The 13572-nt window shown below is 62.3% G+C and carries 13 protein-coding genes; all 13 read right to left on the reverse strand.

Translation table 11 applies throughout. From position 1 onward, the window contains the following. A partial coding sequence (locus Tam10B_RS09285; protein ID WP_093960969.1) for a hypothetical protein occupies positions 1 to 1044 on the reverse strand: 1044 nt, incomplete at its 3' end. Beyond that, positions 1032 to 1937: a hypothetical protein gene (locus Tam10B_RS09290; protein ID WP_093960970.1), complete on the reverse strand. Its 906-nt coding sequence runs from the start codon at positions 1935 to 1937 to the stop codon at positions 1032 to 1034. The genes Tam10B_RS09290 and Tam10B_RS09285, both read right to left, overlap by 13 nt. Beyond that, positions 1934 to 5998, reverse strand: a complete 4065-nt coding sequence (locus Tam10B_RS13600; protein WP_093960971.1) for a tape measure protein — start codon at positions 5996 to 5998, stop codon at positions 1934 to 1936. The genes Tam10B_RS09290 and Tam10B_RS13600 overlap by 4 nt, the downstream gene beginning before the upstream one ends. 21 nt (positions 5999 to 6019) lie before the next feature. Beyond that, positions 6020 to 6229, reverse strand: coding sequence for a hypothetical protein (locus Tam10B_RS09300; protein ID WP_093960972.1), 210 nt, complete (start codon positions 6227 to 6229; stop codon positions 6020 to 6022). A 95-nt stretch (positions 6230 to 6324) separates the two neighbouring features. Then, entirely contained in the window at positions 6325 to 6711 is a 387-nt protein-coding gene (locus Tam10B_RS09305) for a hypothetical protein (protein ID WP_093960973.1), read from the reverse strand. A gap of 108 nt (positions 6712 to 6819) precedes the next feature. After that, the gene (locus Tam10B_RS09310; protein ID WP_093960974.1) at positions 6820 to 7674 is read right to left on the reverse strand and encodes a phage tail tube protein; all 855 of its coding nucleotides are present in this window, start codon (positions 7672 to 7674) and stop codon (positions 6820 to 6822) included. A gap of 30 nt (positions 7675 to 7704) precedes the next feature. Continuing rightward, positions 7705 to 8112: a DUF3168 domain-containing protein gene (locus tag Tam10B_RS09315; RefSeq protein ID WP_093960975.1), complete on the reverse strand. Its 408-nt coding sequence runs from the start codon at positions 8110 to 8112 to the stop codon at positions 7705 to 7707. Then, positions 8112 to 8369, reverse strand: a complete 258-nt coding sequence (locus tag Tam10B_RS09320; protein WP_093960976.1) for a hypothetical protein — start codon at positions 8367 to 8369, stop codon at positions 8112 to 8114. The genes Tam10B_RS09315 and Tam10B_RS09320 overlap by 1 nt, the downstream gene beginning before the upstream one ends. Positions 8370 to 8372: 3 nt before the next feature. Then, entirely contained in the window at positions 8373 to 8714 is a 342-nt protein-coding gene (locus tag Tam10B_RS09325) for a hypothetical protein (RefSeq protein ID WP_093960977.1), read from the reverse strand. Between the two features lie 13 nt (positions 8715 to 8727). Next, positions 8728 to 9342: a hypothetical protein gene (locus Tam10B_RS09330; RefSeq protein ID WP_093960978.1), complete on the reverse strand. Its 615-nt coding sequence runs from the start codon at positions 9340 to 9342 to the stop codon at positions 8728 to 8730. Between the two features lie 261 nt (positions 9343 to 9603). After that, positions 9604 to 10842: a phage major capsid protein gene (locus tag Tam10B_RS09335; RefSeq protein ID WP_093960979.1), complete on the reverse strand. Its 1239-nt coding sequence runs from the start codon at positions 10840 to 10842 to the stop codon at positions 9604 to 9606. Beyond that, the gene (locus Tam10B_RS09340; RefSeq protein ID WP_093960980.1) at positions 10839 to 11582 is read right to left on the reverse strand and encodes an HK97 family phage prohead protease; all 744 of its coding nucleotides are present in this window, start codon (positions 11580 to 11582) and stop codon (positions 10839 to 10841) included. The genes Tam10B_RS09335 and Tam10B_RS09340 overlap by 4 nt, the downstream gene beginning before the upstream one ends. A 6-nt stretch (positions 11583 to 11588) precedes the next feature. Continuing rightward, positions 11589 to 13568: a phage portal protein gene (locus tag Tam10B_RS09345; protein ID WP_093960981.1), complete on the reverse strand. Its 1980-nt coding sequence runs from the start codon at positions 13566 to 13568 to the stop codon at positions 11589 to 11591. Positions 13569 to 13572: the final 4 nt, after the last annotated feature.

Consider the following 13572-nt stretch of genomic DNA (forward strand, 5'->3'; position numbering starts at 1 on the left):
GATCCTGATGCCATCGCCGGCCACATAGCTCATGCCGCCGGTACCGCCGCCGCCCGTCTCGCCGGAGCCGGAGAGGCTGACCGACTGGCCGGCCGCCTTGTCGCCACACTCGTAGGACACGCTCATGACGCCACGGCTGACTTTGACGATCTTCTTCGTGACGGGGACCGTGACGGTGATGCCGAGCCGGTTGTTACGGCCGGTGACACGATCGTCGATGTCGAAGCGGAGACCGCCGTAGCCGTGGAGTGTGGCTTTGACGCCGCCCTGCTGCTGGAGCTCGCGGAGCTTGTCCTCCGTGGATTTGATCAGATCCTCCTGCTTCGCGCTCGAATAGTCGTAGACGGCCATACGCTCGTCCAAGCCGGTGATCGACTGCTTATCAGAGATGTTGCCGTCCTTGTCGGCGTACCGGTGGACGACGATACGATCACGCAGCTCGCCGTCACCCAATCCGATGAGATGGTTGACCGGCTGCGTGTCACGCTGCGCGTCGAAATCCAGCAGATCCGAGTCGATCGCATCACCATACGACTGGATCGGCATGGCGTAGCAGTGGACCATCTGATCCTGCTCCGCCATGATCAGCTTCGCACCCACCGAATTGCACAGAGCGCGCAACCCCGTGTACGCGTCCACGTACCGGTTGAACCGGTAGCTGGTCACCTGTGGGATCTCCGCGCGGGATGGCGCGCCACCCACGAACAGGTCGGCGAGGTTGACGCGTTGGATGATCTGCTGGATGCAATCGTCCACGTTGCCGGACACGGTCAGATAATCCTGTCCCTGATCGGGCTGGATGATCCTGTCAGCGAGGATCCCCTGCCACGTCGGCCCCTCAACCGAACCGTCGGTGTTGAGCTTCGTAACGCGGCCGCCGTATTCGCGCCCGTCCATCATGACCAGCGAGCCGGCCACCGGGCGCACGCGAATATCCGACAGCTTAAAGCTGTTCTCGTCGGATCCGTAGGCGAGATCCAGCGTGTAGTTCGACACCGACCAGCGGGGAACCCGGTCGGCGTCCGTGATGACTAGATCGACCATGGCGGCTCCGAATCCTCCTCGACGATCGCGACATCCAGCTCGTAGTCACCCCACCAGGTGATCGTCGTGTCACCCGGCGAGATCGGCTCGAAGATATAGTTCCCGGACCCCAAGCCGCCGCCACGGACCGCCTTATCGAAGATATCGGTCGTGGTCAGGCCGTCCGAGCCGCGCAGGATCACGCTGCGCTGCCCCTCGACGCTGTCGATCTCGATCGTCTCCCGCTCGTCCAGCGTGATGAGCACCTGGTAGAAGTTGGTGCCGAAGTTGATGCCGGGGTTGACGGCGGGACCGTGCATCTTCATGAGGAACGGCATGGGTGTGCTGGCCGGATTGTGTACCGTTCGTGCCAGGCGTGGCATCAGGTCGAACGGCATGTCCGTGGGCAGGTCCAGCCATTTGCCCGTCGTGGCCTTGGGAGTGAAATGCTGCCAGTCCAACTGGTGATGCCACCAGCCGAGCAGCAGGAACGTGAGTTTGGCGCGTACGTGCCCGGACGCGCTGATCTGCTGGGGTTCGGCCTTGACCATGAGGGCCTTGACCGTCCACTGCGTGGGTGTGCCGCCGACCGGATCATAGCGGACGATCAGCGTGCCCGGGTCGGCCGAATCGTTGTCGCGCATGGCGCGCAGGTCGGCGTCGAACGCTCGGCGCGCCCGATCCCATGCCGCGTAGTCGATGCAGTCCATGGTGGCATCGCATTCGCGCGCGCCGTCCAATGCGATGCCGGTCGCACTGTTGGCGCCGAGCGTGTACTGCCATTCGTGGCCGCGCAGTGAGTCGCCCGTGTTCACCCAGATGGGATCCGCGTCCAGTTGGATGTTCATGCCGGTGAATCCGCTGTCGGGGTCCACGGCGTTGGCGGCGTAGTAGGTCACCTCCAGCACACTCATGCGTACCTCCTGACGAGTCGCGCGAAGTCACGCTCCGTGATCTGCCCGGAATCGAATCCGTTGCGCAGCACGGGGAGCAGCAGGTCACGGAAATCATTGATCGCGTCGACGATCCTCGCGTCATCCCGATCCATGTCACGCTCCAACGGGCGGACCTGCGCACCCTGCGGCAGACGCAGCAGCTCCGGGCCGCGTTCGCCGACCATGACCGTGCCCGACTGGGTGACGGTGCCACCCTTGGCGAGCATGGGGATGATGCCACCCAAAGCGTAGCCGCCCGGACGGTTCAGGGCCGCGAGCGAACCGTACCTGTGCAACGCGTAGTTGAGGCCCGCGTAGATGTTGGCCAACGGATCCAATATGCCGCGCCCGGCGAGCGGTCCCGCATACGCGGCGAATGTCGGCGGGATGGTCTGCATGAGGCCCTGCGAGGGCATGCCCGCAGCCGCGTTCGAATCCCACAGGTTGATCGCATTCGGATTACCGCCCGACTCCTGATTCATGCGGCGCAGCACGGTGTCGAGCCAGCTTGCCGGCTGGCCGAGCATGGCCAACGCCTGCAGGACCTGCGGAGTCCACTGGGCGACACCAGCCGAGGCGTTGAATCCTTGGATCGGACCGCCGAACGCACCACCGGCCGTGAACACGTTCTTGGCCTTGTCGACCAGCGCCTCCGCGGCCCTGATGGGCAGTGCGCCGATCAACTGCCCCCACGCGCCGCCAGTCAGGCCCTTCACCCAGTCCTTCACGGGGTCGACGATCTTCGACGTGATGTAGCCGGCCGGGTCGGCGATGAAGTCCACGACCACGTCCTCGACCTTGCTCACCACGTTTCGGGCGGCGCTTGCCGCCTGTTTGGCGGTGTCGACCAGACCACCGTTCGCGTACGCGGGGGCCGTGGCCTTCTGGACGGCGCGCACGCCTCCACGCCGTGCGAGCAGGTTCATCCGGTCGATCCAGTCCCTGCCCATGGCACGTGTGAACTCGGGACGCATGATCGCCTCGCCACCGGATACGTGCGCGTACATGACGTCACGGCCGGGCGTGTAGCCGGGCATGACGCCACCGCGAGCGAAATTCGCGCTCACGTCGGGCAGCTTCAGATCAAGCCCAAGCTTGTCGGCGATACCGTTCCACACCTTCTTGATGCCGTTGGTGTAGACCGTGTTGACGACGAAGCGTACCGGGCTTGCGGCGGCCTCCTTGACCGCGTCCCAGCTGCGAGAGATCCAGTCCTTGGTGGACTGGAACGCTCGGCCGAGCGCGTTCAAACCGCTTTGGATCGGCCCCCACACGTTGGACTGGAACCAGCCGGATACGCCATTCCAGATGCCTGACACCCAGCTCCACGCCGCCTGGAACAGGCCGCCTATCCTGCCGGGAACACCGCTGAACGCGTCGCCAACCGATCGTGCGACGCCCTGGAACCAGCCGGTAACCGTGCTCCAGATCCGGTTCACCCAGTTCCACGCCTGCTGGAACCAATTGCCCAGTATGCCGGGAATACTGCTGAACGCCGCGCCGACGGACTGGGCGACGCCACTGAACCAGCCGGCGACGCCGGACCAGACGCCCTGCACCCAGCCCCACGCGGACTGGAACCAGCCGCCGACGATACCCGGAATGCTGCCGAATACGCCGCCGATCTGCTGGACCAGTCCACTAAACCATGCTGTCACGCCAGTCCACGTGGACTGCACCCACTGGACCGCCGCCGTGAACCAGCCGCCCACGATCGTCGGAATCTGACTGAACGCGCTGCCGATCTGCTCCGGGAGCCCCTTGAACCATTCGACCAGCTCCGACCACTTGGCCCTGACCGTGTCGATGGCCTGTGTGAACTCCTTCTCGAGTTCCGCGCTGGCGCCGGACGAGTCCATCACGTCGGCGAGCTTCGTGTCCAATCCAAACAATCTACCGCCAGACTGCAGGAGATTACTGATCGGATCCCCATTGCCGAGCATGTCGTCGAAAATCATGCTCGAATATTTTTGTCCCGTGGTCTTGGACTTGTCGGACCAGTTGAAATACTCCTGGATGCCCATGCCGGCGAGCATGCCGGGAACACCGGCAAGCTTGCCGCCTCCCTTGCCGAGCAGCTTAGGAAGCGTCTTCGTCAACGCGGGCGGGAGTTTGATCTTGCTGAGCAGCGAGCCGACCTTGGACAAGCCCTTGGACAGCGTGCTGGGAATGCTCTTGCCGAGCTGGGTGAATCCCTTGCCGATCTTCGATACGGCACTGCCGGCCTTGCTGGCGAGATCGTCGAACAGGCTACCCGCCTTGGACAGGGCGGATTTGAATCCTCCCGTGATCTTGCCGGTCAGCGAGTCGAGCCCGTCGGACATGCGGGCCATGAACTTGCCGAATCCCTCGAACCCCTTGTTGACCCCGCTGCCGATCTTGCCGAACACGTTGCCGATACCGGATCCGAGCTTGGACAGCCATGCCGGCGGCTTGATGTTCTTGATCTTGGAGAACACGCCGGAGATGCGCGAACCGATGTCCGTCAGATAGTCGGGCAGCAGGTCGATGAACGCCTTCAGATCACGGAGCTTGCCGCCGATCTTGCTGACGGCATTGCCTACGTTGCCGGGGATCTTCGACACGAACTTGAACGCGCCGACGATACTCTTGCCGAGGCGTCCGACCAGTTTGATCACGTTGACGACGGGTTTGACGAGCTTGCCGACACCAAGGGCGAACAGGCCGAGGTACAGCATGCCCGACTGGACCGGCGCGGGCAGATTGTTGAACGTGGTGCCCAGCTTGCCGATGATCTCGATGACCGGTTTCAGGATCTTCAGCGTGTCAGCGATCACGGTGAGACTGGCGCCGAACCCGTCCAGCGAGGGTTTCGTCTTCTCGAGATTCGCCTTGAGCTTCGGCAGTGAATCGATGAACTCCTTGATCGAGTCGCGGATCCCGGACAGACTGTCCTTGATCGAGTTGACGGTATCCTGGTCCACGCCGAGGAACGCGTTGTTGAATTCCTGCGTGAAATCACCGGTCTTGATGAAATCGATCATCCCGGACCAGAGGTTGCGGACCTTCCACACGGTGCTGGTGATGGGGCCGATCGCCGTGTCGGGGATATTGAACGCCTCCTGCAGCTCCTTGCTCACGGAGCCGCTCGTGACCAGGTCGGTGATCCCGTGCCATGCCTTTTCGAACCATGCGGCGAAGTCCATGAACCGGTCGGCGGCCCAGCTCATGGATTTGGTGATCATCGGCATGGCCGTGTTGACGATCTCGACCGCGCCCTTCTGGATGGACGCCTGCAGGTTGCCCCACGCGCCCTCGAACGTGTCCGTGGTCTTCGCGGCCTTGATGGCGCCGTCGTTCATGCCAAGCTGCATGATCGCGTCGTTGAATTCCTCGGCCGTGATCTGACCGTCGGCCATCGCGTCACGGAAGTTGCCCGTGTACGCGCCGTTCTTCTTCATCGCGTCCTGCAGGAGGCCGCTTGCGCCGGGGATGGCGTCGGCGAGCTGATTCCAATTCTCGGTGGTCAGCTTGCCGGCGCCGGCGGTCTGCGTGAGCATCATCGCGACCGATTTAAAGGTTTCTTTGTTGCCGCCGGCGGCGGCGTTGAGGTTGCCGGACGCTTCGGCGAGCTTGTCGTAGTTTTTGACGCCGTTCGCGGCCAGCTGCGCGGTGACGTTCTGGATGTCGCTCAGATCATACACGGTTTCGTCCGCGTACTTCTGCGTCGAGGCGGTGAGTCGCTGGATGTCCTTGTCGGATTTGCCGGCGAACTTCAGCGTGTTGCCGAACTTCTTGGTCGCGTCGGACGCTTCGACGGCGTCCTTGGCGATCTCCGCGAACCCGATACCGGCCAGCGCGCCGGCGGCCATGCCGGCGAGGCTTTTCAGGCTCCCGCTGATGCCTTTCAGCCCGCGCGCGAACGAGCCTTCGAACTTGCTGCCGGCTTCGCGTCCGGCCTTGTCGGCGGCCGTACCGGCGGCTCCGAAAGCGCTGCTGATCTCGCGTTGGATGCCCGGCATGGCGGGCAGGATCGTGACGAACGCCTTCGCGACCTCGACTCCGGTTCCCTCAGCCATGCCCAGCCTCCCATACTCTTTTCACTTATTGCGCTTGTGTGTGGCCCACCAGTCGGCGAACCGGCTGCGACGGATCGCGCCCCTGCCCCAATGCTTGATGCGGGACTTCACGCCCGGACGGGGTATCGGCTCCGGACGCGGCGGCTTCCTTTTGCCCTTCGGCGTATTGCTGACCGCGTACTCCCAGCGCCACAGGTTCACCGCATCGACCAGCGTGGCGAGGAGCATCATGTGCATCGTCCAACCGGCCCGCTCCGGATACAGTTCCCGCACGAGCCGACTGTCGGCGTCCAAGCATTGGACGAAATGCGCGAACGCCGTCCAGGTCAGGCGGTCTGGGATATCTGCGATGGTGTATCCGGTGCGAGTGAGGAGATCGTAGTCGACTGCTGCGGAGTGCTCGTCGCAGAGTCGGACGAGCTCGGCGATTCCCCCAGATCAGTTTCCGACGAGCTGGTCCATGCCTCCATGAGCGCCCTCGTGACACTCATCGGCATGTCATCCAAGTTCAATTCCGGGCAGTAGGTTGAGAAGACCTTGTCCATCCAGTCCATTGCGGCCGTGTCGGGGTCCGGTGCGGCCGGTACGGCGGCGTACGCGCGTGCGAGTTTCTTGGACAGGCCCTCCTGCATCGGCAATCGGTGCACGCCGTCCACGCCGGGGAGTGTGAATTCGAACCATCGTGTCTCCGGTATGACAATGTTGACGACCATGTGTGTTCCTCCGATCCATGGTTTTCAAACCTCTGCTCCTCGAATAAATAGGGTGGGCCTGCGAGGGGAGGATCAGAGGTAGGAAAGGACCCCCGCAGGCCCGGAATGTCAGGCTCCCGCGTTGACGGTGACCGTCGCGGAAGCGGTCTTGCCGCCGTCCTTGGTGGTGGCGGTGATGTGCGCCGTGCCGGCGGCCACACCGGTGACCACGCCGTTCGCCACGGTCGCGATCTTCGTGTTGTCGCTAGACCAGGTGACGGTCTTGTCGGTCGTGTTGTCCGGCTTTACGCTGGCGGTGAGGGTGACGGTCTTGGTCGCGTCCACCACGGCGGTGGTCGGGGTGACGGTCACGCTTGCGGCGTGCACGGTCGTGTCCTGCACGGCAGTGGTCTTGCCATCATCAAACAGGAGGTACAGCGAGTTGTTCGTGCTGTCCGGGTAGGTGGACAGGCTGATCGGCCATGAGACGGCGTCCGACGACGCGAAGGTGATGTCATCCCACGACGTGGGGTGCGCGTCCGGGGCGACGATCATGATGCGCGCGTTGCCGTCCTTCATCTTGAACACCCAGCTCTTGCGTTCCGGGAGGCGTGCGCCCATGCTCACGCGGATCTGCTGGCCGTGCTGCGCGTTCGCCGCGGCCGTGACCTCCACGTTGTTGTCGCCGAACGTGTTCTTCAAAGAGTCGATGTCGGTCTGGATGTACGACCATGCGAGCGTGCCATTGAACGTCTGCAGGATTCGACGCACCAAAGCGCCGCCCCACTCGTTGATGTCGTTCGTCGACGCGTCCGGGGTCAGGGTCAGACCATCCGAGCTGACATAGCCGGAGTCCACGAACGCGGGATCCAGCTCGTCGTCAATGCTGGTCGGCAGCGGGGTGCCGATCGGCGCGGTGAGAATAGCGCCGGTCACGTCCTGATCGGGGGTGCCGACCAGAACCTTGGTTGCATCAATTGCCATTATTTTGCTCCTTATGTAGATGTGTGGGATTTACGGGATGACGTTGGACCGGTGCATCAGCTCCACGAGGAGCGTCATGCGGGGGATGGTGGGGTGATCGGGATCGGGATTCGCATACGGGAGGGTGATGATGTTGGATCCTCGCCAGTCGCCGACACGCTGCGGGGCATTCGACAGTTGAGCGACGGCGCCCCCGACCATGTCAGCCAGTGAGGTTGCCGCCGACCATGACGTGCTGTACACGTCGATGCTCACGCGGTGAGCGTCCATGACGATGTTCACGCGCGAGCCGCCGACACGAGTCAGCAGCACATACGGGAGAGTGCCAGCCAGTGCGCGTGGCAATGGCGGTGCGGCAACATGCACATCATCTGGGAGCATGCGCAGCAGGTCGTTGCGCAGCAGATCCTCCACATCGATTGGCTGCCATGTGACCATCAGCCACCTCCTACCGCGCGACTCAATGTCTTGTGTCTCGCCTCCGAGGCCTTGGCCTGATTGGTGACCGCGACCACGTACGCGCCGGGGCGCCCTCCGCCGAAGCCCATTTCCTTGGGGCCTTCGACGTCGAATCCCTCGCCGGCACGAGCCCGGATACGTTTCGCCTGTTGGTCGATCAGCTCCCATGTTTTCGGAGCGTTGAGAATCGATCGGAATCCAGCCGAGTTGAACTGGATCCGTACTCTGGTCGGCATTATTCAGCCCTCCCAGTCGACGAGGTTGAGGAGCGTGTAGTCGAGGTTGCCGGTCGCGCTCGGCCAGTGGAACGGCTCGCCGTCGATCGCATATTCGCGATTCCGGTAGATGATCTTGTCGCCCGGTTCGACGTCCGCGTCCGGTGGCAGAAAAGCCGTGAACCGGATCACCGTGTTCGTCTCTCGCGGCTGGTCGAGCATGAGCGACGTGTTGGCGGGCTGCACACTGCAGCCGCCGATATCGTGTGACGTGGCGTGGTTCCAATCTCTGATCTGCGCGCCGCGATCCTCGACCAGCGGGGCGCGAAACACGCTCACCGTGTCCGTGCAAAAGCTCGGAAGCATGGCTCCCCTCTCCTCAGAATGATCGGGTCAGACGGAAGGGGGCCAGCAGCTCCTTGTCGCGGTCGAGCAGCGTAATGCCGCCTGATACGCCGGGTGCCGTCTGGTTGTAGGTGATGCTCACCTGTCCGGCCTGCTCGCGTTGCACGCCGGCAGCGGCGGCGAGGTTCGACGCGGTGATCTGAGCGACCGTCTGGACGAGGTCCATGATCTGATCGGCCTCGAATCCCGCCGTATAGTCGATGGTGACGCTCCCCCAGCGGCGTGACCAGCGGGTGAAATTCAACCGTTTCACAAGACCGTCGGATCGCCATTCGATGTCACCGGTGCGCAGCTGCTCGCCGTTGTCGGACGCGGCGGTGATGCCGGTGATCTCCAACGCGGGAAGACGGATAATTCGGCTGCCGTCACCTTGCCCAATCCACTCGCATTGGAGGACCGGTGCGACATGCCAGCCGCAGTGGCGTCGTACCGCCATGCTGACCGCGTCCAACGCCTGCAGGACGGTCGGGTCAGACGCCGAATACCGGTTCTTCGTCGCGGTGGCGAACTGTTCGCCTGTGATGATCGGCGGAATCACGCCATCATCACCTGTCTCGACCGCGTACCCCCATGTGGTGCGGCGCTTCATGATCGAGCCGCCTTATTCCGCACGCGCCTGGAACGCGTATGCGCAGGCTTGTCGCTCGGGATATCCGGCTCACTATCGTCAGCCGTCTCCACTGGCACGGGCCGATTTACTTCCACTGCGCCGGCAGGCACATGATCCGCGTCAAACAAAAACGTCGAACCGTTGTAGGAATATTCGCGCATTGCAGATCCTCCAATCCTCAACGAGAAAGGGGATCACGCCAGTTGACGTGATCCCCTTTCATTTCTCGCGGTCGCCCTGTCAGGCTCCCGGGTTCGCCGCAACGGCAGCGGTGGACACCTTGACGAACGCGGCCGGGTAACGGACGGCGAGGGCGATACGCTCCTCTACACGAATCGTGATCCGGTTGTTTGTGAAATCGTTCTCGTTGCTGTTGGTCAGCTCGACGCGAACGCCGCCCTTGCGGATCAGGCTCGCTCCCTGGTTGAACGCGCCGACGACGGCGGTGCCGGCAGGCACGGCGCTGGTCACGACGGTGCGCAGACCCCACAGCGGCGGATTCTGCAGGATTCCACCCTGACCGTACTGGCCGGTGAACGGACCGCCGGCGATATACTGGCCGTTCGCGTCCTTGTTCAGGCGGAGGGTCTGATAGTCGGCCGGGTTGATGACGATGCCGTCAGCCGCGAACTTGGTCTGCTCGGACACCTTGGTGGTCGCGCGGAAAAGCGCATCGAACGCGTTGGTCTCGCCGGCCTCCAACGCCTCGGTCTGGATGCCGTTGCGGTTGAGCAGTCCCTTCAGGTTCGTGCCCTTGCCGTCACCGTTGAGCAGCTGATTCTCCTCATACAGGCCCAGCATGTAGAGCGCACGGTTGTCGATCGAACTGGTGAGCCACTGCAGATCCTCGAGGATCTCGTCGGTCTCCTTGTAAAATGCGGCGATCTTCTTGAGGCTTTCGGTCACCGAAGTAGGATCACCGAAGTGGATCTGCGGCTTCTGCCCGCCCTCGGCCACGGTCTCGAAATCACCCTCGACAGGCCCCTCCACAAAATAGGTGAGGCTCGTGCCGGAAATGGTTTCAGTGCCGAAAAGGTCGGCAATGACCAGCTGACGACGCTTCTGCAGGACCAGATTCGTGTCGACCGTGGTCAGTGCGGGGGCGAGCGACGCGGGGGTGGACACCACATCCGTGTTCGCCTTGAACTCCGGCGTGGTCACATCGACACGGCCGGCGCCCTTACGGTAACCGGACTGGTCGAGACTCTTCGCGGCGAGCTCACCAAGGGACTTCACTCGGTTCATGGTGCCGGTGCCGCCCTGCGGGTCGCCCATGCTGCGAGTGTCGTCGGGCTTGAACTGGGCGAGCAGGTCCTGCACGCTCTTGGCCTGCGCCGCGTCCTTCTCCAGCTTCGGCATGTCCTTTTCCTTGATCTCCTCGACACGCTTCAGCGCATAGTCGTCGCCCTCCTGCACTCTGGGCAGCAGGCCCTTGAGTTCGGTCTGCAGCGCGGCGCGGCGCTTTTCGATCTCATTCATCGAATTTCCTCCGATTTCTTGAGTAGTTGGTTAATGTCATCGACAGCGCTGCGCCTCACGGCCCCAGCCTCCCCGTTACCGGATTTCACGGCCTCCGGGTTACTGGAATCGTTTACGTTCCTGTCGTTTTTCGGCTCGGAGTCTTCCGAGTCGACAGTTGATACGACCTCCTTGAGGAGGTCCAGTGCCTGACGGAGCTTGTCCTCGTTCTTCGCGCTCAACGTTCGCCCGGTCTTAACCCCGGATTTGACGTCGAGCACGTCCGCATGCTGGTTAGCCGGGATCGGCACCAATGACACCTCGAACAGGTCAAGTCTGCGCAGCTCATGCGCCTTCAACCCGTTGTCCAGTGTGGTTTCCCCGTCGTCCAGCACGTCGAACGCGAATGACATCTTGGACAGACGCTTCTCCTTGACGAGACGGCGCACGTATTGGGCTGTCGGATTCTCCGCGTCGAACTTGGCGGTGATCTTCAAGCCACGATCATCCTCCACTGCCTCGGTCACGCCTCCAATGTTCATTGACGGGTCGTCGACGCGGTGGCCGAACAGCAGGGGGATCGTATTGCCGGAATCCCTCCATTTTTGCAGGGTCTCGGTGAATGCGCCGGGTGAAATCACGTCACCATACGAGTCGGGGTCGCGGTCAAATGTGCTGGCGTAGGCGACGAGCGTGCCACCGTCATCCCCGCCAGTCTCATCGGCTTTGACCTGGAATGTGAAATCCTTCTGCAACATCATTTCCTCCTAGGGGATGGTGATCTCGACCTCGCACGTGCATCCTGCGATCTCGTCAACGCCCAGTGCGCTCCGATCGCCCGGCCATTCGGCGCCATTCGAGAACGTCTCCTTATAACCGACTGTCTGGCCGTTCATGCGCGCATGCGATGGACGGGGATTACGTGACGTAACGATCCACGTCTTGGTGGTTTCGGCTGGAGCCTGCTGGCGAGCCGCCTCCATGGTGCCCCAACCGCTCACCGCAGTGGCGATGCCAACAGCGGCGGTCGCAGCGCGCGACGTTTCCGCCACGTCGAACACGCCAGCCGGATCATGCTTCACGGCATCATCCGACAGGTCGCCCGTGATCGCCGCTATCAGCTGCCGCAACGTCACCAGATTGATACCGTGCGCCCTCCCCGCTGCAAGACGAGTGAGATATTCCACGGTTTGATCCTTGTCATACGAGTCGGGATCCAAACCGAGATTCCGCAGCGCCTCATGCGCCGCCTGAATGGACTGCGAGACGACGAATGGCTGCAGGTCCTTGGCGAGTTCCCGGTCCCAGCGCTCCTGATCCCACCAGTCGGGGGACTCGTTCGCCTTGAACTCGAACTGGCCTTTCTTCGCGTCCAATGCGGCGATGATCGACTTGCGCTGGCGTTTGAAAAAATTGCGCAGCACGTCGGCGATCTCATCCGCCTGTTCCGCTGTCGCATGGCCTCGCGCCTTACGCCCGACCAAACCCAACGACTTGGACTCCGGAATGCCGGCATTCGACGCATACGGGTCGGCAGGGGTCACACCATCACCCGAATCGGTTGGTGACGCCTGACCACCGACCAGCACGTTCAACGGGGTGATCATCTCATCACCACCATCGACACGCGGCAGGTTCGCCAGCGCTCGAGCCTCATTCCTGGTCATCCACGGCGCACCAACACTGGATTGGATCTGCGACGCCTGCTCCTCGAAGTTGCCGGACAGCTTCGCCTGAATGTCGAACTCCACATACTCGTTGCTAGGCATGCCAAGCATGGGCAGAAGCCGCATGTTGATACGGTCGGCGATCATCCGCAGATCGGGGCCAAGCGTGTCGGTGTACAGCATGCGCGCATACTCGCGCACGTTCGCGTACGTGGCGCCCTCACTCGCGCCGACCATCGTCGGGTTCAGGTGGTAGACGCTGGCGACGGTCTGCAGGGACAGTTTCGTGGTCTCCAGCCACTGGGCTTCCCTCGCATTGAACTCGGCCGAGTTGATAGTCATGCCGTCTTCGAGGACAGGCATCTTGCCAGCGCTCGAACCATCATTGCCTGTCCATTTCTCCTGCATGTCGGTCTTAAACCGTTCCGCCTGCGCGTCGGTCCATGGCTGCACGTTAGCCGGACGGGAAATGTACTTGTCGAACCGGCCTCCGTTCTCCCAGACCTGCTCACGGAAACGCCACGCGCTGAACTGCTCCATGAGAATCTGCCGCAACGCCTCGATTGGCGTGCTGCCAAAACGTGGGTCGCATGGATTCCAGCCATGGAAGACAATCAGATTGGAGAACTCGATATGGACAGGCGGAGCACCATTGAGGGGATTCTTCACATCGATGGCGTCAAGCCCGAAACCGTTAGACGAATAGGTTGTCAAAACCCATGACGGAGGCAATTGCCGAATAACCCATCCCGTAGGTGCGGATGCATCCCGATACACCCACCAATAGGCAGCGTCATAGAGTTTAAGATCCGAGACAAGCGCGTAGATCAGCTCATAGCCCGTCATATCGGGATTCGGATTGCGCAGAAGTCGCGAAAGCACGCTATCAGTGTCACGCTCCCGATCATTGTCCGCGTTCCGCTGATAGCATTTCAACGGTAGCTGCGCGACGTTCGACGCCAGAAAACTGATCACGGTACGCAGGTGAGGCTGAGTCTGATACAGCGTTTCAGGCCTCTCACCACGCACGCCATGCGTGTTGTTGACCAGATCGATTATCCGACCATTAACAACCGCCATATCT

Source organism: Bifidobacterium vansinderenii, assembly GCF_002234915.1.
GTDB lineage: Bacteria > Actinomycetota > Actinomycetes > Actinomycetales > Bifidobacteriaceae > Galliscardovia > Galliscardovia vansinderenii.